This is a genomic window from Marinobacter sp. JSM 1782161 (assembly GCF_011421605.1).
Taxonomy (GTDB): domain Bacteria; phylum Pseudomonadota; class Gammaproteobacteria; order Pseudomonadales; family Oleiphilaceae; genus Marinobacter_A; species Marinobacter_A bohaiensis.
Map to the genome: position 1 here is coordinate 2,277,984 of NZ_WSSA01000002.1, position 19,951 is coordinate 2,297,934.

Genomic DNA, 19,951 nt, shown 5'->3' on the forward strand with positions numbered 1-19,951 from the left:
AGTTCCTTCCCCTGTTAGTCGAACGCCTCCATGCGCTCGAATGCAATGACGAGCACGTCGCGGTAGGACGGCCGTTCGTTATCCAGTGCGTATATTTCCGAGACCTCGTGCATGGTGCGCTCGTCATCGGAGAGCACCATGTCCATGGCATCAGTCAGCATCACCGACGCCAGGGTCTCGCCGTCGTTGGTGGTCAGCCGGGTGGTCCCCCCGGCGATGTTGCGCCGGGCCACCATCATCGAAGCGATGTAGGTGACGCCGTCCCGGTGCAGCCCTTCCGGTGTCGGCTTGCCGGGAACACCGTTGGACCCGGTAATGCGGTAGGGATGCAGGCGGATGCACCAGTTGGACTCATAACCGTCGGCAGCGGCGTAGATCCGCGCCATGGTCAGCAGCAGGCGCTCCAGAATCGGGCTTGCAACGAACGTCTGCTCAAGCGGATCGAAGTACCGCTGGAATCCGCCGTTAAGGCTGTTGACGCTCAACGGCTGCATGTACGGCTGGTGCGGCAGCAGGTGCAGGCTGTCGTCCTCCGCCCGGTATTCGAAGCGGCCGTATCGCCGGTAGCGATAACGGCCGTTGTCCCCCATATAGGTATCCTGCGTGAGCCGGTCCCAGCAGGCGGCGAAGCTCTGCCATTCGGCATCGTTCTCGGCGGCGGTGTCGTAGACGCCCAGCACGCTGCCCAGGACCCGGCCGGGAATCACCGCGTAGTCCTGGGCGATCAGGTCAGCGGCGGAGGCTTCGGTAACGATAGTCGGTTGCGCCAGGGGCGGTTGAATCTGATGCGCGGTCATAGGATCACGCTCCCATTGCCAGTCGTGTGGCTTCCGGCAGTTCCTCGGTCTCCGGCTCGGCGTCGCGCAGCGAGCGGGCACTCTGGGTGGCGGCGGTCTGCTGTTCCCAGCTGTCGCGCTCGGTCAGGTAAAGCGGGCAGACCGCTTCGATGGATTCCACAGTCAGGGCGCCGGCGCTCAGGTTGTAGCGCACCTTGCCGGAAACGTTCTGGGCACTGCGCAGCATGAACTGGTCGATGGCCGCACGCAGGGTGCCGAACCAGCGGCCTTCCACCGCCTCGCGTACCCAGAGCTGCTCGAGCGAGGTCTTCTCGCGCAGCAGTTCATAGCCGTGTACGGCCGACTCCAGGTGCCGATAGGCGTCCATCAGGGTCTGGGCCGCCGGCGCCTCGCGCACTTCCAGCACTTTCTCGCCGCCGCGCAGGTGCTCCAGCCCCGAGAACCGGCCGATGCCATAGGCGCCCACCACCTGGTTGAGGTGGCTGATCAAGGCCACCGGGTCCATGCTGCCGTCATTGACCGCGACCGGCACGCCACCGTCGAAGGTGATCGACAGGCGGTGGTCGCTGCTTTCAAGCTGGCGCTCACGGTCGCGGCGGGTCCAGTGATAGAGATGCTCGGGAACGGAGAAGTCTTCCGGGTTTTCCAGCACACCGGACTCGAATTCGCGGCACCAGAGATTGGAATCGCCGCTGACAATGCGCTGCTCGAAGGACATCAGCCCCACCGACTTGAGTACCCGACTCTTGTCGGCGCGGCTGATGGCGCTGTATTCATAGGGCGAACCGTAATAGCCGTTGAAGCCGAGCTGCTCAATGGCTCCGTTAAGCCGGCGCAGGCTGTTCTGGGACTGGGTGGCGGTGTGTACGATGGCGCCCGCTCCCACCGATTCGGCAATGTCCACCGCGGCCCGGGCGATGAACGGCCTCGACAGGGACGAGCTGACCGGGAAGGTATTGAGGTAGCGGGCCTGGGCCCGGATCGCCGGCAGCAGGGCGTCCCGCGCAAAGGTGCGCTTGAGGTCGACGATGCGCAGTTTGGCGTTGAAGGTCTTGGCCACATGGTGCAGGGCGGCGATATCGACCTCGTCCCCCAGGTCGATGGCCACAGCGGTGACGGACACACCGCGATCGCGCAGCAGCTTGAGCAGGTAAGTGCTGTCCAGCCCGCCGCTGAAGAGGGTGACCACGTGGTCGACCCGTTCACACACAAAATCCAGATCCATTACGCTACGCAGGTTTTTCATCGGTGATACATCCCCGTATGAATTTCATGGTGTTATTGGATACTTGTATGCTAACTAACGGGGTGGGCGCGGATTAGCCCGGATCGCGGTAAAGGAGTTGTGCACAGTGAGTGCAAATCGAGTGATGTCGATCATGCAAGACGTGGTGGTGTTCGTGACGGTGGTGGAAACCGGGTCCTTCACCTCCGCCGCCCAGAAGCTGGGCTCCACGCCATCGGCGGTCAGCCGTCAGGTCACCCGACTGGAGGATGCGCTGCAGCTCAAGCTGCTGGAGCGCTCCACCCGCAGCCTGCGCCTGAACGCCACCGGCGAGAAGGTGTTCGATCACTGCAAGGCGGTGCTGGATTCCGCCCACGACGTGCTGGACATCGCCGAGCAGGCCCACGGCGTCCCCCACGGCCGGCTCAAGATAGGCGTGCCCAAGGCCTTCTGCGCCCAGGTGCTGCGCCATTGCGTGCCGCCGTTCCTGCGCGAATATCCGGACGTGGAGGTGCAACTGGTCGTGACCGACCGCACCCTGGACCCCCATTACGATGACGTGGACGCCGTGGTCACCATAACCGACTCCCCCATCGAGGGGCTGGTGGCGGCGCGGCTGGGGTACGTGCGTTCGTTGCTGTGCGCCACACCGGAGTACCTCGCCGAGCACGGCGTGCCGGAGCATCCCGCCGACCTGGAGCGCTTCGAATGCCTGGCCCTGGGGGAAACCGTCAACGACAACGTCTGGACGTTCAGCCAGGGCGACGAAACCGTGACCGTGGAAACCCGCGGCCGCTACATCGTCAACCACACGGAGATCCGCATGGACGCCGTGCTAAACGGCTTCGGCATCGGCATCTTCCCGGAGTTCACGGTCAACACCCAACTGCGCAAGGGCACGGTGGTGACGGTGCTGGAGGACTGGAACGTGGAAGGCCGCTACCAGGGCAGCGTCAACCTGCAATACCCCCGGTCCCGGCATACCGCCCCGAAACTGCGCGCGTTCGTCGATTTCGCCAGCCGCTACTTCGCCGAGCACCACCTGGTCTGAGAGACCGGGCGCCCGATGGGCCGGCACGATAGCTGACCTGAGTCAAAGGCCGGCCCCGTGCCCGGCCATCATCCGTTACCATGGCTGTGGACGTTCCGCCGTCCGCAACGCAAACCAACAAAAAGACCGCCAGGAAGCACACAGCATGCCCCCAACACCCGATTTCCGCTCTGCCGACTTTCTCATCGATCACATCCGCGACACCCTGGCCTTCTACGAAGACCGCTGCCTGGATCCTGACGGCGGCTTCTTCCAGTATTTCCGCGACGACGGCCAGGTCTACAACCGCCACCACCGCCACCTGGTCAGCTCGACGCGCTTCGTTTTCAACTACGCCATGGCCGGCCACTTCTTTAACAATCCGGCCTACCTGGAGCGAGCGCGGCACGGTCTGGCCTATCTGGAGCAGGCACACTGGGACCCGGTAAACCAAGGCTACGCGTGGACCCTCGACCACCAACGGCCGGAAGACAGCACCCGCCACTGCTACGGCATGGCCTTTGTGCTGCTGGCCTACGCCACCGCCTACGCGTGCGGCATCGAGGACGCCCGCGCCGGCATCGACAAAGCCTATGACCTGATGGAAAACCGCTTCTGGTTGCCGGACGACGGCCTCTACGCCGACGAAGCCAGCGCCGACTGGTCCACCCTCTCGCCCTATCGCGGCCAGAACGCCAACATGCACACCTGCGAAGCCATGCTGGCCGCCTATGAGGCCACCGGCGAGGCCCGCTTCCTGGACCGCGCCCATACCCTGGCCCGCAACATCTGCCAACGCCAGGCCGCCCAGGGGGACGGACTGATCTGGGAGCACTACGACGCCCAGTGGCGCATCGACTGGGACTACAACCGCGACGACCCGCGCCACCTGTTCCGCCCCTGGGGCTTCCAGCCGGGCCACCAGACCGAGTGGTCCAAGCTGCTGCTGATTCTGCATCGCCACCGTCCCGAGGCGTGGATGGTGGAACGTGCCCGCGAGCTGTTCGATCGTGCCCTGGCGGTGTCCTGGGACGAAGCTCACGGCGGCATCGTCTACGGCTTCGCGCCGGACGGTTCGGTGTGCGACGGCGACAAGTACTTCTGGGTCCAGGCGGAAACCTTCGCCGCGGCGGCGCTGCTGGCCGAAGCCACCGGTGACGACGCCTACTGGGCCTGGTACGAGCGCATCTGGGCCTACGCCTGGGCACACTTCATCGACCACGAATACGGCGCCTGGTATCGGATCCTCACACGCGACAACCGCGCCTACTCGGACGAGAAGAGCCCCGCCGGCAAGACCGACTACCACACCATGGGCGCCTGCTACGAGGTGATCCGGACACTGCGTGGAGCACAACGGCCTTGAGCCATGACGGCAATTAGGGGACATTAAGGGAAATTCGAGGAAATCCGGAAAAGGTGTCATGAAAGATCGGGTAAGAGCGCTGTTCTCGCCGCTGCTGAACGCCATGGACAACGGCCAGCAACCGCACAACTATCGGCCGTCCCACCGCAAGATCCTGCTGGTGATGAGCCTGCTGTTCTTCATCCTGTCGGCGGGCTCGGTGTTCTTTGCGGTTCTCGCCGGCTCGCCAGCGGCACTGATCCCGATCCTGTTCTTCTTCGGCGTCAGCCTGGTCTGTGCGGTGGTGGGCTGGGTCGGCAGCGATGCCGCGGTGGCCCGCATCTGGGGCAACAAGTAGTGAACAGACCCATAGCGCACACCGGACAACCGCAACGGACCCGCACGACATGCTGAAAACCGCACTGCACGACACCTGGGTGTTCTTCAAGCGTCACTATGTGGCGCTGGCGCTGATCATCCTGCCCATCGTTATTCCCATCGACCTGTTCCACGCCCTGTACAACAGCATGCTGGCCAGCGACACCTTCGTGCTGTCGGAGCAGGCGCTGCCGCTGATCGTCGCGTTTGCGGCCTACCCGGTCTATGCGGTGGCGGTGGTGTTCTACATCCACGGCGTTATCCACGGCGAACCGAAAGACACCCGGACACTCTGGCAAATGGGTCTGAAGTACTGGGTGCCTTTCGCCGTCCTCAGCGCAATCCTGGGTGCCGCCGTGGTGGCCGGCCTGATCCTGATGGTCATTCCGGCCATCATTGTGGCGATCAAGTACGCCTTCGCCGAGTTCGACCTGCTGCTCGATGGCGACAAGCCCCTGGACGCCCTGAAGAACAGTTGGGGGCAAACCGCCGGCTATTTCTGGATCCTGCTGGGCGGCTTCGCCCTCATCTCCCTGGCCATCTACACGCCCTACTACATCATCGGCTCACTGGTGATCGGACACGAGCCGCTCTATACCCTGGTCAGCACCGTCCTGAGCATCGCCTTCTCGGTACTCAGCTCGCTGTACACCATCTTCGCCTTCCGCATCTACGATTTCGCCCGCCAGGTCCAGGCTCCGGTGACGACACTGGAAGACGACATCTGAGGTGACCCGGCAACCCCAGGGCCTGCCTGCTATGGTTAAAGGCAGGCCCATCACTCATGGAGTTGCCATGGCGGTCCTTTCCAGCGAATCCGGTTCCGATAGCGTTCTCTCCCACGGCGCCCGGCATTACCTGCTGCTACTGCTTCCCAGCCTGATCCAGGACATCGAGCGGCTCGGTCTGCGCAACGTCATCGCCCACGCCAGTCTCGACCAACACGACGTCACCAGCCTCTACTTCGAAGCCCGCTCCATCGCCCGCCTGCTGCCGGAACGGCCCGAGGCGGTCGATTCCGAACTCTGGCCCGACCTGGTCCAGTGCGCCCAGTTGCTGACCCTGCTGGTCAACGAGACCGCCCGCGAGGAGCTGGCCCGCACCCGACGCCAGGCCATCAACCGTTTCCTGCCCGAGGCGCGCCAGCAGGTGCGCTCCGCGGCCGACCACCCGGGCGGCTCGGTCGATCTGCGGCTGGCCGGGCTGTCACGCGACGGGGCCAGCGCCGAGGACACCTGCCTGGAAGCCATCCGCCTGGACCGGCAGCGGCGCTTCGAGGGGCTACGGGCACTGACCACCGACGGCCTGACGCACCACCAGGCGGCCATCGTCGAGGGTGCCCTGCACTACGTGCGCGACGCCATGGCCCAGCCGCCCCAGGCCACCGGCGCCCTGGATCTGCTGATCAGCCTGTGCGATCTGTTGCGCCGCCTGCAGGGCGCGGACAGCGAGCCCGAACCGGACGCGCCGCCACCCCGGATCAACACCGCCAACGTGGTGATGGGATTGGGCAACATCCTGTACGCCTGCGAACTGGGACTGCGACGAAGCGCGCCCCAACCGGGACAGCGCCGGGACCGCACGGGCGGGGATTAAATTTTCGTAACCCGGTCGACCGTCGAGAACGACAACGGCCCCTCACCCCAAACGTGACAGTCGGTTATCTCCGTCAGCCCCATATCGAGCCAACCTGTCCACTCAGGCAACGGATCTTCGCGATCGGTCGCCTGGGTGGATACCGACTTTTCCCAAGACTCCCCGTACTTGGCGCTCTCGCCTCACGCCAGGCCCGACAGCACGGCCGTATCCGTAAAACGTGACAGGTTGACCCGACCGTATCCGGACACGCGCACGTCAAGGCACAAAACGCGCAACGGCGCGAATTACAGCTGTGGAGGTTACATTAATATTCCCGCCAGGCTGACCTACGCTCAGCGTAGGAAAGCAACGGTGTTGTACCCGGTTCGCCGGGAGAGAAAACGTTGCCGCAACGCGGTGAATCGCCGCTCGCCAACACCTGGAGGACAACGCCATGCAGTGGAAAACTCCCATCGTCGTTTTGTGTCTGGGTCTGGCGCCAACCCTGGCGCTGGCCGAACCGCAGACCGGCGACCGCCTGTTTACGCTGACCGGTTCCGGTTCCAGCGATACAGACTTCGACAACAATACCGCGGCCTTCAGCTTCGACCTCGGTCAATTCTTCACCGACAACACCGCCATGGGCCTGCGTCAAAGCGTCGGCTTCTCCGATACGTCGGACAACTCAAGCTGGAGCGGGGCCACCCGGCTGTTCGCCGACTACCATTTCGATGCTGATGAATGGCAGCCGTTCGTGGGCGCCAATTTCGGCGGGATCTATGGGGACGATGTGGACGAGACGTTCTTTGCCGGCCCGGAAGCGGGGGTGAAGTACTACGTCAAACCCAAGACGTTCATCACCTTCCAGACCGAGTATCAGGTCTTCTTCGATAGCGCCAGCGACGCCGACGACAACTTCGACGACGGCGCCTGGGCCTACAGCGCCGGTATCGGCTTTAATTTCTAGCCAACCCGCCTGCACGACGCCGGGCCCCGATAGCGGGGCCCGCTTTCCCCCAACCGGGCGTTTATAACCCCAGCGAATCGCGTACCGCCGGAAGCCCCGCCTGGCCATCGACGGTGGTCACACCGTCCAGCCATTCGGTCAGTACCCCGGGGTTGGACTTCAGGTAGGCGCTGGCCGCGTCGCCCGCGTCCTCACCGTCATTGAGCACGGCACCCATGATGCCGCTCTCCATGTCCAGCGTGAACTGCAGGTTGCCCAGCAACTGGCCCACGTTGGCGCACTCGTCACTGTAACCGTTGCGGGTCAGGGTATAGACGGTGGCGCCGCCGTAGTTGGGGCCGAAGTAATCATCGGCGCCGGACAGATACACCAGATCGCGCCCCAGGTTCATGGGGTGTGGTTCCCAGGCCAGGAACACCACCGGCTTGTCGCGGCGCTCGGCGCGGCTGACCTGGCTGAGCATGCCCTGCTCGCTGGATTCCACCAGCTTCCAGTCACCCAGCCCATAGGCGTCCTCGTCGATCATCTTCTGGATCAGGTTGTTGCCCGCCGCACCGGGTTCGATGCCGTAGATGCGATGATCGAAGGCCTCGGCATGTTCATCCAGGTCGGCGAAGCTGCTGACACCGGTCTGTTCCTTGACGTAGGCCGGTACCGCCAGGGTGAACTTGGCCCCCTCCAGGTTGGCCCGGACTTTCTCGTAGCCCCCCTCGTACTGCTTAGCGAAGTTATCCTGGGCCGGCATCCAGTTGCCCAGGAACACGTCAACGTCCTCGCTCTTCAGGGATTTAAAGCCAATGGGCACCGACAGCAGGTCCACCTGGGTGTCGTAGCCCAGCCCCTGCAGCAGCGTGGTGGTGATGGCGTTGGTGACGTTGATGTCGGTCCAGCCGGGATCGCTGAACTGCACGGTCCGGCATTGCTCGGGAACCGCCGCCTGGGCGGAGGTCGCTGCGGCGCAGACGCCGGCCAGCAGGAATGTGGTCAGTCGCTTCGGGGAATTGGTCATCGTGCCCATGACTCCTTTATCTGTGTCGTTATCAGGTCTGTCTCGTTATCCGTTCTGTATCGTTATCGATTCCGAGCCGTTCCCGGTCGTGTGTCGCTCACGATCCGGCGCAAGGCCGGCCTGCCTCATTTGACCCGGGGAAACCGCGAACGGGCTTCCAGATCCCCCAGGTCCAGGGTGTTGCGCATGTACTGGACGCTGGCATCGACCCAGGGCTGGTGATCCCAGGGGGTGATCCGTCCCTTGCTCAGGGCACTGGCCACCAGCCGGCGCCGACGCTGGCTTTCCAGCACATCCTGGTGGATGGCGTCCATGTCCCAGCGTTCCGCCGCTTCCGCACGCAGGGATTGCAGGGTCTCAGCGTGGGCCGGATCATCGGCCAGATTGGTCCGCTCCTGCGGGTCCCGGGCCAGGTCGAACAACTGGTCCGGATCGCTCGGGCAGCACACGTATTTGTAGTCGCCGCGGCGGATCATCATCAACGGCGCCACGGTACCCTCGCCCATGTACTCGCCAATCACCTCGTCGTGCCCGCCCTCACGCTGCAGGTGCGGCATGAGGCTGCGGCCGTCCAACGGCACCGCATATTGCCCGTAGTCGCCGCCGCTCGCCATGTCCACGAAGGTGGGCAGCAGATCCATGGTGGACACGCTCTGGCTGACCCGGCCGGGTTTGAAACGCTCCGGGGCGTGCACGATCAAAGGCACCCGCGCCGACCACTCGAACCAGCTCATCTTGTACCAGAGATCGCGCTCGCCAAGCATGTCACCGTGATCGCCGGAGAACACGATGATGGTGTTTTCGTCCAGACCGGTCTCCCTGAGGGTGTTGATCAGCTTGCCGATCTGGTCGTCCACGTAGCTGATGGCGCCGAAATAGGCGCGCCGGGCGCGGCGGATGTCCTGCTCGGAAAACTCGGCGGTATCGGCCTGGTACAACGCCCGCAGACGTTTGGAATGGGGATCGCGCTCGGCATCGCCCAGGCGCACCGACGGCATGGGAATCTCGTCGTCCGAATAACGGTTCCAGTATTCCTCGCCAATGGTATAGGGATCGTGGGGATGGGTCATGGAGACGGTCAGGCAGAATGGGCGCTCGTCGCGGGTGCGGGCCTGGTTGTACAGGTAACGCTGGGCGTGGAACACCACTTCGTCGTCGAAATCCAGCTGGTTGCTGCGCACACAGGGCCCCGCTTCCTGGACCGAGGACATGTCGTGGTACCAGGTGGGACGGCTCTCGTCGCCGTCCCAGTTCACCGCCCAGCCGAAATCCGCCGGGTAGATATCGCTGGTCAGGCGGTCCTCGAAGCCGTGCAACTGGTCCGGCCCGCAAAAGTGCATCTTGCCGGACAGGGCCGTGCGGTAGCCCAGCTCACGCAGATAGTGGGCATAGGTGGGCATATCCGCGCGCAGCTCCGCGGCGTTGTCGAAGGCTCCGATCCGCGACGGCCGCTGACCGGTCATCAGCACGAAGCGCGACGGCGCGCACAGCGGGCTGTTGCAGTAGGCGGAATCGAACACCACGCCACCCTCGGCCAGGGACTGCAGGTGCGGCACCTTGACCGGCGAATCGCCGTAGATCGGCAGCACCGGCGCCGCCATCTGGTCGGCCATGAGAAACAGGATGTTGGGCTGGGAAGCGGTTTTCTGGGACATACGACCTTATCTGGGCTGGAGACTTGCGCGGTTGAAGGCGTTGCTATCAACCAGATTAATAGGAGAAAAGGAATTGACCCATGTTGCGCCCCACCCGCCGGGCTGTAAACTGATCCCAAACTAATGACAAACATTAGACCAGCTTATGCCAGATACCCAACACCTGCCGCCCCTGGCGATGCTGCAGGCCTTCGAGGCCGCCGCCCGCCTGCGCTCGTTCACCGCCGCCGCCCGGGAGCTGGGCTCCACCCAGTCCGCGGTCAGCCAGCATATCAAACGCCTCGAAGCAGACATCGGCACGCCGCTGTTCCAGCGTATTCACCGGGGCGTGCAACTGACCCGCACCGGCAGCAGCCTGCACCGGGGGATTGCCGAGGGACTGACCACCCTGGCCGAAGCCTACGAGCGCTCGCGCCAGCTCGCCCGTAACGACGTCATCAACGTCGCCACCGACTACGCCCTGGGCACCTACTGGCTACTGCCCCGCCTGGCCGGCTTCCGGCGCGCCCATCCCTCCGTGGACGTGCGCCTGGTCACCGGGCAACGGCCCGTCACGCCAGACCAGGCGGACGTGGACATTGCCCTGATGTTCGGCAACGGCTACGAGATGAGCGCCCCGACCCGCCTGCTGTTCGGCGAATCGGTGGTGCCGGTGTGTGCACCGGGGCTGCTGCAAGGCGGCGACGCGACCGCATCCCTGGCCGACCTGCCACTGCTGCAACTGGAGGCAGACAGCGCCCCGTGGTTCGACTGGCCGACGCTGTTCGAGCACCTGGGATTGCCGGGACCGCCGCCGGAGCCTGCATTGATCTTCAACAACTACACCCTGTTGCTGCAGGCCGCACTGACGGGCCAGGGCGTGGCCATCGGCTGGTCACCGTTTGTGGAGCCTCTGCTGGAGAACGGCGCCCTGACGGCCCTGGTAGACACCCCGATCCGCTCGGACAACGGCTACCAGATCGTCTTTCCCGGCAGTCAGGCCATGGATCCGCTGGTGCTGGAGTTCGTGGACTGGCTCGAAGCCGAGGGGCGACGCACGGAGGGCGATTCCATGGCCTGAGCCGGCGAGCAAAAATTACACAACAACGTGTAAAGTTTTCCGGCGCCAGGTCGTTAAGCATGCTGTAAAGAATTCAGTCAGTAAGCCCCCCTGTCCGCAAGGATTGAGCCGTATTGCGCCGGAGCCGTGTCCATGTCTGTAAAGAAGAAATTTTTCCTCGCCATTACCTTGCTGATCTCCGTCGTGGTGATCGCCGGGGCCATTTTCACCATCGTGTCCCGCGACCATGAACTGACCAACACCGCAGAGAGCCAGGCATCGGATGCCCGCCAGCGGGTCGTTCGCCTGCTCTCGGTCACCGACTCGATCATGATGGATCGGGTCAAGAGCAGCATGCAGGTACTGATCAAGCGCGGCGAAGCCATCGGCTCCCCCGGCCTTGGCAAAGACACCCGGGTGGGTGACCGCACCGTGCCGCAACTGTTACTGGGCAACCAGGGTATGGCCAACCACTTCGAGCTGGTGGACGACCTGACGCAGGACATGAAGGGCACCGCCACCCTGTTCGTCTACGACGGCCAGAACTACGTGCGCGTTTCCACCAACGTGAAGAAGGACGGCGGCCAGCGCGCCACCGGCACCATCCTCAACCCGGACGGCGGTGCCTTCCGGGCCATCGAATCCGGCCAGGCCTTCTACGGTCAGGTGGACATCCTGGGCAATCCCTACCTGACCGGTTACGCACCGATGCGCAGCAGCGCCGGCCAGGTGGTGGGCATCTGGTACGTGGGCTACTCCGCCGACATGTCGATCCTGGCGGATGCCATCGCCGGCTCCCGGGTGCTGGAGAAAGGCTTTGTGACGCTGGTGGACGACAAGGGCCGCGTGCGCATGCACTCGGACAACCAGACCGATGAAACCGTGCAGGCCGCACTGGCCAGCAACAACGGCGACTGGGTCAAGGTGGAAACGCCGTTCACGCCCTGGGGCTACACCGTCGTCTCGGCCTATTCCGCCGAGGAGCTGACCGACACCATCACCGCCGACTCCATCAGCATTGCGTTGGTGATCGCCGGTGTCGGCGCCCTGCTGATTCTCGCCATCCACCTGCTGATCACCGCCGTCATCACGCGCCCGCTGAACCAGATGATCGGCGCAGTCAACGACATCGCCGACGGCGAGGGCGACCTGACCATCCGCTTCAACGCCACCAGCCGGGACGAGTTCGGACAGATGGCCAACGGGTTCGACAAGCTCCTGGCCCGGGTACAGGACACCATTCGCGATGTGGGCCACTCGTCCCGCGAAGTGCTGGAAGCCTCCCAGGGGCTGGTCCAGGTGGCGGAGGACTCCAGCCAGTCCATCGCCCGGCAGACCAGCGACACCCAGCACGTGGCGTCCTCGATGCACGAAATGTCGCTGACCGCCCAGAACGTGGCCGAGAGCGCGTCGGTCGCCGAGGAGGCCGCCAAGGGCGCCGAAGACGACGCCCGTTCCGGCCACACGCTGGTGCAGGAAACCATCCGCACCATCGAACAGCAGACCCAGACCATCGCCGAATGCGCTGAAGCCGTGGCGGAACTGGATGAGCACAGCGAAGCGATCAGCAGCGTGCTGGACGTGATTCACTCCATCGCCGAGCAGACCAACCTGCTGGCCCTGAACGCGGCCATTGAAGCGGCCCGGGCCGGCGAACACGGACGTGGTTTTGCGGTGGTCTCGGACGAGGTGCGCATGCTGGCTACCCGGACCCAGAACTCCATCGACGACATCCGCGGCCAGATCGAGCGACTGCAATCCGGCGCCAAAGGCGCCTCCCAGAAGATGGACGCCACCCGCGAACTGGCCGGCACTCTGTCTTCCAAGGCGCAGGAATCCGGCGACGCCATCACCCAGATGCGCGAGGCGGTCGCCCGCATTTCCGAGCGCAACACCGACATCGCCAGTGCCGCCGAGGAACAGAGCCAGGTGGCCGACGAGATCAACAACACCCTGGAGCGCATCCACAACCACGCCCAGGAAACCTCCTCCCAGGCGGACCGGACCCGCGCCGCCAGCCAGGAGCTGATCGCGTTGGCCGAACGACTGCAGAAGGAACTGTCGAGCTACAAGGTCTAGTCAGGGCGGCCGGGCGTGTTGGAACCGTCGCCTACAGGAACGGGTACACCACGCCCCCTTCCGCCAGAATCTGGTCGATCACCCGGGCGGTGGTGAGGGTATCTGCCCACGGGATGACGTCGTTCTGCAGGTGGCCCGCGCGGATATCCGCCATTGCCGCCTCGATCTGGTACTCGAAACCGTTCATCCGGTGTGGGTGGTCGGCCCGCACCGGCTCGCCGTCGAGGGGCGTCAGGGTGGCACGCGTGCTGGCCCAGAACGGCCCGTCCACATCGATTACCCCGCCCTCGCCTTCGATACGCAGACTGTTATCGCGCCCGGCCAGGAAGCTGGCGGTAAAGGCGCTGACCGCCTCGCCGTAGTGCAACAGCGCGGAGGTACGCACGTCGACATCGGTCGCGCCCTTGAGCACCGCCGCCTGCACGCGATCCGGTCCACGCTCGAAAATGAAGTTGGACAGCGCTATCGGGTAGACGCCCATATCCAGGGTCACGCCGCCCGCCTGGTGGATGTCCCACAGCCGGTCGGCGGGATTGAACGGCACCCGGAAGCAGAACGACGACTGCACCGTGTGAACCGGCCCGATCGCGCCCGCCCGCAGCCAGTGGCGGACGTCCTGCCACACCGGCAGGAAGCGCGACCATAGGGCCTCCATCAGGAACACCCGGTTCGCCTGGGCCAGCCGGAACAGCTCCGCCGCCTCCCGGGCGGTCACCGCCAGCGGCTTCTCACACAGCACCGGTTTGCCCGCGTGAAGGCAGGCGCGAACCCATTCCGCGTGGAAGCGGTGCGGGTTGGCGATGTAGACGGCGTCGATGTCCGGGGCCTGGATCAGGGCGTCGTAGTCGGGGTAGACCTGAACGCCGGGGTGATCGCGGCGGTAGTCTCCGGCAAAGGATTCGGCCCGCTCGGGCTGGCGACTGGCCACGCCGGCCAGTTCCGCGTCGTCGATCACCGACAGGGCGCGGGCGAAGTTGTGGGCAATGCGGCCCGGGGCGATCACGCCCCAGCGGAATGGTCGCGGTGCGGTCATGGACGACAGTCTCCCTTCCGGGTTCGCAGCCTGTCCGCGATGCGGGCGTCAGGCCGATTCAGGCGTTACAATGAGGCTTTCCAAATTAGCACACCATCATCCGGGAACCCCATGAGTACCGACGCCAAGGCCCAACTCGCCGCCATCAACAAGAAAGTCCTGAAAATGCACCTGATTACCGCGCCGGCCAACATCGCCCTCGGCCTGGGGCTGTTCAGTCTGTTCGTATCCGACCCGGGCAGCGTGTTCCCGTTCATGAGCAATCCGGCGGTCGGCTACGGCCTGCTGATCGTCGGCGGTATCGCACAGCTGATGGCCATGGGCAAACTGTTTCCCCTGCTGAAAGAGAAGCAACGGCTCAAGCAGCTGGTGCGCTGAGCGCCCGGCCTCCGGGCCATCCACGCCCCTACTACTTTAGTGCCTGTTTTTTGGTGCCATGGTCGCATTCAATGACGCGGCGTCATGGCGTGTAATGTTGGTCAATACAACAAGAAGCCGCCTGATCCGGCACCTGACCGCCCGTCTTCCATGGATAGCCGCCCCTCACTGGATGCCGGGGCCGCCGATCAGCGGCACGACCAACGAGACGAGGTCCAGCCATGTTCAGGTCTCCGTGGAACCTGACGCTGCTATCCAACCTGGCGCTGCTGATGGCCCTGGCGCTGCCGGTCAACGCGGACACCACGCCAACGCGCGACACCGGGCTGTTCTCCGCAGACGGCTTCCGCCTGGATCGCTACCGCAGCCCCACACCGGCCAAGGCACCCGGCGCCACCACGGTGGATACCGCCGCCCTGCAGGCACTGCTGGAACGCCACGCCGACCTGGTGCTGATCGATGTAATCAACGTGGAATACCGCCACCAGCGGTTTCTGCAGGACCAGCCCCACCCGAGCATTCCCAACGCCCATTGGCTGCCCAACACCGGCAAGGGCCAGCTCGAGCCCCGATGGCAGCGCTACCTGATGGACAACCTGGCGCGCCTGACCGGCGAGCGTCCGGACCACCCGGTGGCGGTCTTCTGCAAGTCCGACTGCTGGCTGTCCTGGAACGCGGTCAAACGCCTGACCGAAGCCGGCTACCGTAACGTCTACTGGTTCAAGGACGGCATCGACAGCTGGATAGGCGCCGGCCTGCCCACGCGTGCCGCCACGCCCGTCCCACCCACGCAATCATGAGGAGGGCATCATGACGTCCCCACTCGATCTGGCCACACCGGAAACCGCCGCTATGGGTTATGCTAAAGCGGAGTCCGATCCGGACAAACACGACACAATAAAAGAGCGAGCTGCCGACGGCATGGAACCCGCCTACAAGATCCTGATTGCCGACGACCACCCCCTGTTCCGGGAAGCGATCACCAGCGTGATCCAGTCCGGCTTCCAGGGTAGCGACGTGGTGGAAACCGATGACCTGGACACCGCCCTGGCCATGATCCAGGACCAGGACGACTTCGACCTGATCCTGCTGGACCTGAACATGCCGGGCATGAATGGCCTCAACGGCCTGATTACCCTGCGCAACGAGGCGCCCACGATCCCGGTGGTCATCGTCTCGGCCGAGGAAGACAAACAGGTGGTGCTGCAGGCCATCACCTACGGTGCGGTGGGCTTTATCACCAAGTCCTCGCCCCGCGCCCAGATGACCCAGGCCATCGAGCAGATCCTGGCGGGCAACGTCTACCTGCCGTCGGACATCATCCGCACCGGCAAGGACAGCTCGCGCCGCCACCGGCACGACGAGAACAACCTCTCGCCGGAACTGCTCAACTCCCTCACCCGCCGCCAGCTGCTGGTACTGGAGCGCATGTCCAAGGGGGAATCCAACAAGCAGATCGCCTACAACCTGAACATCGCCGAAACCACGGTCAAAGCCCACGTGTCCGCCATTCTGCGCAAGCTCGGCGTACACAACCGGGTGCAGGCGATCCTGTCGGCCAGTGATATCGATTTCAATCAGTACCTGAAGCGATAAACCGTACCCGAGGCCGGGCCGTCACGGACGGCCCGGTTCGTTCATCAATACGTGATGCAACACACTGCGCAGTTTGAGCGGCTTCACCGGCTTGTTGATCAACTGGTAGCCCAGCTCGCGGATATGATGCTTGAGTTCGTTGGTGTAGTTGGCGGTGATCATCACCACCGGTACGTTGTCGGCGCGTTCCCGGTGAATCGCCAGCACCGCTTCCACACCGTTCTCGTCGTTATCGAGGTGGTAGTCCGCCAGGATCGCATCCACCGGCGCCGACGGGATGTCCAACTGCCCGGCCAGATCGGCGAGGGACACGGCCGTCATCACCTCACAGCCCCACCCTTCCAGCAGCGTGCGCATGCCATCGCAGATCGCCCGGTCGTTATCGATGACCCAGATGCGGCCGCCGCCCAGCGACTGCCCTTGCGGCACCCGAGAGGCCGGCAGGCCCTGCTGCTCCGGCCGTAACTGACCGAGCGGCACTTCCACGGCAAACAGCGACCCGCGCCCCTCCACGGAGCGCACGGTGATGCGGTGATCGAGCATGCGCGCGATCTTGTCGACGATCGCCAGCCCCAGGCCCAGCCCCTTGTCCTGGGGCGCGCCGGCGGGGCGAATGCGTTTGAACTCCTGGAAGATCTCGGAGAGCTTGTCGGCGGGAATGCCCGGGCCGGTGTCCCAGACCTGCAACTCAACCGAGTGTCGACGCCGGCGGCAACCCAGCAGGATCGAGCCGCTGCCGGTGTAGCGGATGGCATTGGTGAGGAAGTTGCGCAGGATCCGCGCCAGCAGCTGGGAGTCCGATGCCACGACGGCCGAAGACGCCACGAAACGCAGCTCGACGCCCTCGCCCAGGGCCATCTGCCGGAATTCCCGCGCCAGGTTGTTGAGCAGGTCGCGCAGGTCGAAGGCATTGACGTCCGGCTGGATCACGCCGGCATCCAGCTTGGAGATATCCACCAGCGTACCCAGCAGGTTCTCCACGTCGTCCAGCGACGTGCTGACCGAGCGTACCAGGCCTTCCGTTCGCGGACCGAAAGCCTGTTCCATCAGCGAGCTGGTGAACAGCCGCGCGGCATTGAGCGGCTGCAGCAGGTCGTGGCTGACCGCCGCCAGAAACTTGGTCTTGGACAGGTTGGCGCGTTCCGCCTCGGCCTTGGCGTCGCGCAACCGGGCCTCGATCGCAGAACGCTCGCCAATCTCCTGGCGCAGCTGGTCGTTGAGCGACGTCAGCGCCGAAGTGCGTTCCTTCACCCGCTGTTCCAGGTTGTCGTAAGCCTGTTGCAGGGCCAGGGCCGTGCGCCGGCGCTCGGTGATGTCGCGGATCAGCACGAAGAACCCGTTCACCACGCCCGACGGGTCACGGTTGGGCACATAGGAGCGCAGCATGTAGCGCTGCTCGCCCCGGGCGTTGGTTTCCTCAAACTCGAAGGTGACGCTGTGACCGGCCAGCGCATCGCGCACGTGGGGCAGCAGGCGGGCGTAGAGCGCGGCATCGTGCACGTCGTGCAGGGGAAGCCCCAGCGGCGAGCGACCGCCACGGCCGTACCAGGCCTCATACACCTTGTTGCAGAACTGCACCGTCAGATCGGCGCCGACGTAGGCAATCAGCGCCGGCACGTGGTCGGTCACCACCCGCACCCAGCGCTCGCTCTCGCGCAGGGTTTCGGCGTAGCGGTGGCGTTCGGTGATGTCGGTGTAGGTGTTGACGTAGCGTCCGTCCGTCATGGCGTGGGTGCGGATCTCCAGCACCCGGCCGTCGCGCTGGTGATGCTCCAGGGCGTGGCACGGGTGGCCCTGGCTGTCGACACTGCCGGGCATCAGCAGCGGTGTTTCCGACAGGGCCAGGAGGCGCTCGAATGACGTCTCACGGCTGACCTGCGCGGCGTCCAGTCCGGTCAGTTCGACAAAGCGGTGATTCCAGATCTCCGGGCGACCCTCGTCGTTGACCAGCACCACGCCCTGGGACAGATTATCCACCGTCGACTGCAACAGGCGCGACTTCTCGGCCAGGGCCCGCTCGCGCCGTTCATCCTCGCTGTTCTTGACGTCGGTGATGTCGGAATAGAGGATCACCCGCCCGCCTTCCCGGGTCGGATGCTCGCTGACCTGCACCCAACGGCCGTTGGCCAACCGGTAGACCGAACCGCCGGACTGATTGTCGCGGTGTTCCTCCACCACCAGCCCGGTTTCCAGGGCCAGACGCTTGACCTCGGCGATGGAGATGCCCGGCCGGATGGCGTCGCCCCGGTCCTGCCAGTAGCTGCGAAAGCGGCGGTTGGTGAGCACGAGCCGGTGCCGCTGATCGAACAGCACGAACCCGTCGCCAATGCTCTCGATGGCATCCCCGAGGCGCTGGCTGGCGGTCTCCGCCTCTTCCCGCGCTGCGTTCAGGGCACGATTGCTGGCCTTGAGCTCGGCCATCGCCAGATTGAGGGCTTCGGTGCGTTCGCGCACCTGCTCGGCGAGCGTGACCGAATGCTCGAACGCGGCGTAGGGTGCCGGCTTGTGGGCGCTATTGGACTCCACGCGGGTGATCAGCGCGTCACGGATGGTGCGGAGGCGGCCATTCTCGGCCTCCAGTTCGGCGATGCGCCGGTCGCGCGCGTCGGTTTCAGCGGGAAGCGTGAGCGGGCTGGCCAATGACCACTCCTGTGAACGTCTGGTTGATGTGCATACCGTCGAACTGCTCGCCGTAGGTGTTGAATCCGATCACCCGATGCTCCCGCAGGAACGCCGAGGCTTCATCCACAAAACCGGAGAACTCCGCCTCCGCCCGGCGCAGAAAGCAGTCACACCCGATGGTCAGCAACGGCGGCCCCACCTCATGCTCGGCCTGGGCCAACTGCTCGCCGAGGTTGGCCAGCAGCGGCCCCGGGCGCATGGCGGTCAGCACGATGCCGGTTTCCACGGCGCAGTAGAAAGTCAGGCTGCCGTCGTCGTGCCCCCGCTGCACCGAGCGCACGAAATACTGATCGCCAATGCGCACCGCCAGCGGGCGCAGGGCGAAGATGCGGCGATCCAGCTCGTCGACGCGCACGCCGGCCGAACGGGCATAGGCCGCCGCCGCGGGCTCAGCGTTGAGTTCGTAGACCCGGCGCGCACCGGTGTCGGCACGGGTCACCACCAGCTTGTCGTCTCCCGCACGCATGTGGTGGGTGGAGAACACCTTGAAATCCAGCGGCGTGTTGATCATCAGAACAATGGCCGCGCTGGTATGGAAAGTGCCTTGGAAATAGACGTGGGTGTTGGCCAGGCGCTCGTCGTCCCCGGCGGATCCGCCGAAATGCGGAATGCTGCCCAGTGCGGCGTTGAGGGTGGCCAGCACCAGCTCCTCCCGGCTCGACAAGCCATCCAGCAGGGTGATGGCAAAAGTGTGGCCTTTGACCGGCGCCAGGGAGGCTTCACGGAAGGTCGCCAGCAGGCTGTCCACCAGTCCCTGGGCGTCCTGCAGGCTGAACGGCTCCAGTTCGCCGATCAGGGCGCAGTCCACGGAGAAATAGCGGCGATCAAACCCGATGGCGGTGATGCAGCCCCGACCGTAGCCCTGCGGGGTGATTTCGCCAGCGGAGGTGCAGCCGGTGACCTGGACCTGCGGAAACACATGCTCCAGCGCGATGCCCAGCCGGGCCAGATCGTATTCGGCGGAGCAGAAGAAGAGCACGCAGGCCAGATCGGCGTGGTAGAGCTGGCTCGCCAGGCTGGTCGCCGCCAGTTGGGGATCGCGCGCATCGGAACTGGCCACGCGGACCGGCGCGACCGAAGTGACTGGCAGCATGCTGGACGACTCGCTATCAGAGATTGTTGTCCCCGATTCTACGCGTCTGACCCACTGGGCCAATTCG

Annotated in this window: 18 protein-coding genes; 11 read left to right on the plus strand and 7 right to left on the minus strand. The window is 64.7% G+C overall.

The window, feature by feature from the left end; translation table 11 throughout:
• Window positions 1-14: 14 nt before the first annotated feature.
• Window positions 15-797 (minus strand): 2OG-Fe dioxygenase family protein, encoded by a 783-nt coding sequence (locus GQB00_RS10210; RefSeq protein ID WP_165856141.1) that lies wholly within the window; start codon window positions 795-797, stop codon window positions 15-17.
• Window positions 798-801: 4 nt separating this feature from the next.
• Window positions 802-2,043, minus strand: coding sequence for an argininosuccinate synthase-related protein (locus GQB00_RS10215; RefSeq protein WP_111494050.1), 1,242 nt, complete (start codon window positions 2,041-2,043; stop codon window positions 802-804).
• 106 nt (window positions 2,044-2,149) lie between these two features.
• On the opposite strand from GQB00_RS10215, the gene GQB00_RS10220 reads away from it, so the two are divergent.
• The 6 genes from GQB00_RS10220 (at window position 2,150) to GQB00_RS10245 (ending at window position 7,320) form a co-directional block, all read left to right on the plus strand.
• A complete protein-coding gene (locus GQB00_RS10220) occupies window positions 2,150-3,073 on the plus strand; it encodes a LysR family transcriptional regulator (protein ID WP_204355711.1) in 924 nt (307 codons plus the stop codon).
• Window positions 3,074-3,218: 145 nt separating this feature from the next.
• Entirely contained in the window at window positions 3,219-4,418 is a 1,200-nt protein-coding gene (locus tag GQB00_RS10225) for an AGE family epimerase/isomerase (protein ID WP_165856142.1), read from the plus strand.
• A gap of 58 nt (window positions 4,419-4,476) precedes the next feature.
• Window positions 4,477-4,755, plus strand: a complete 279-nt coding sequence (locus tag GQB00_RS10230; RefSeq protein ID WP_165856143.1) for a hypothetical protein — start codon at window positions 4,477-4,479, stop codon at window positions 4,753-4,755.
• A 49-nt stretch (window positions 4,756-4,804) separates the two neighbouring features.
• Window positions 4,805-5,503 carry a hypothetical protein gene (locus GQB00_RS10235; RefSeq protein WP_165856144.1) on the plus strand — a complete coding sequence of 233 codons (699 nt, stop codon included), beginning with the start codon at window positions 4,805-4,807 and terminating at the stop codon, window positions 5,501-5,503.
• Window positions 5,504-5,570: 67 nt separating this feature from the next.
• Window positions 5,571-6,371, plus strand: a complete 801-nt coding sequence (locus GQB00_RS10240) for a hypothetical protein (RefSeq protein ID WP_165856145.1) — start codon at window positions 5,571-5,573, stop codon at window positions 6,369-6,371.
• Between the two features lie 436 nt (window positions 6,372-6,807).
• Window positions 6,808-7,320, plus strand: a complete 513-nt coding sequence (locus GQB00_RS10245; RefSeq protein WP_111494040.1) for a hypothetical protein — start codon at window positions 6,808-6,810, stop codon at window positions 7,318-7,320.
• Window positions 7,321-7,381: 61 nt separating this feature from the next.
• On the opposite strand, the gene choX is transcribed toward GQB00_RS10245, so the two are convergent.
• Entirely contained in the window at window positions 7,382-8,329 is a 948-nt protein-coding gene (choX, locus tag GQB00_RS10250) for a choline ABC transporter substrate-binding protein (protein WP_207950657.1), read from the minus strand.
• Between the two features lie 125 nt (window positions 8,330-8,454).
• A complete protein-coding gene (gene betC / locus GQB00_RS10255) occupies window positions 8,455-9,984 on the minus strand; it encodes a choline-sulfatase (RefSeq protein WP_165856147.1) in 1,530 nt (509 codons plus the stop codon).
• Window positions 9,985-10,129: 145 nt separating this feature from the next.
• On the opposite strand from betC, the gene GQB00_RS10260 reads away from it, so the two are divergent.
• A complete protein-coding gene (locus tag GQB00_RS10260) occupies window positions 10,130-11,044 on the plus strand; it encodes a choline sulfate utilization transcriptional regulator (RefSeq protein WP_228276694.1) in 915 nt (304 codons plus the stop codon).
• Window positions 11,045-11,176: 132 nt separating this feature from the next.
• Window positions 11,177-13,102: a methyl-accepting chemotaxis protein gene (locus tag GQB00_RS10265; protein WP_165856148.1), complete on the plus strand. Its 1,926-nt coding sequence runs from the start codon at window positions 11,177-11,179 to the stop codon at window positions 13,100-13,102.
• Between the two features lie 31 nt (window positions 13,103-13,133).
• Here the strand turns inward: GQB00_RS10265 and GQB00_RS10270 are convergent, their stop codons facing one another.
• Window positions 13,134-14,135, minus strand: coding sequence for a Gfo/Idh/MocA family protein (locus tag GQB00_RS10270; protein WP_165856149.1), 1,002 nt, complete (start codon window positions 14,133-14,135; stop codon window positions 13,134-13,136).
• 111 nt (window positions 14,136-14,246) lie between these two features.
• Here GQB00_RS10270 and GQB00_RS10275 point away from each other — a divergent pair, with 111 nt between their 5' ends.
• The 3 genes from GQB00_RS10275 (at window position 14,247) to GQB00_RS10285 (ending at window position 16,109) form a co-directional block, all read left to right on the plus strand.
• Window positions 14,247-14,513: a hypothetical protein gene (locus tag GQB00_RS10275; RefSeq protein WP_165856150.1), complete on the plus strand. Its 267-nt coding sequence runs from the start codon at window positions 14,247-14,249 to the stop codon at window positions 14,511-14,513.
• A 221-nt stretch (window positions 14,514-14,734) separates the two neighbouring features.
• On the plus strand, window positions 14,735-15,313 hold the full coding sequence (locus GQB00_RS10280; RefSeq protein WP_165856151.1) for a rhodanese-like domain-containing protein: 579 nt from the start codon (window positions 14,735-14,737) through the stop codon (window positions 15,311-15,313).
• A gap of 121 nt (window positions 15,314-15,434) precedes the next feature.
• Window positions 15,435-16,109, plus strand: a complete 675-nt coding sequence (locus GQB00_RS10285; protein ID WP_165856593.1) for a response regulator transcription factor — start codon at window positions 15,435-15,437, stop codon at window positions 16,107-16,109.
• A 21-nt stretch (window positions 16,110-16,130) separates the two neighbouring features.
• Here the strand turns inward: GQB00_RS10285 and GQB00_RS10290 are convergent, their stop codons facing one another.
• Together GQB00_RS10290 and nosP are read right to left on the minus strand one after the other, a co-directional pair.
• The gene (locus tag GQB00_RS10290) at window positions 16,131-18,749 is read right to left on the minus strand and encodes a NahK/ErcS family hybrid sensor histidine kinase/response regulator (protein ID WP_165856152.1); all 2,619 of its coding nucleotides are present in this window, start codon (window positions 18,747-18,749) and stop codon (window positions 16,131-16,133) included.
• The gene (gene nosP, locus GQB00_RS10295; protein WP_165856153.1) at window positions 18,721-19,884 is read right to left on the minus strand and encodes a nitric oxide-sensing protein NosP; all 1,164 of its coding nucleotides are present in this window, start codon (window positions 19,882-19,884) and stop codon (window positions 18,721-18,723) included. Before nosP ends, GQB00_RS10290 begins: the two co-directional genes overlap by 29 nt.
• Window positions 19,885-19,951 lie beyond the last annotated feature (67 nt).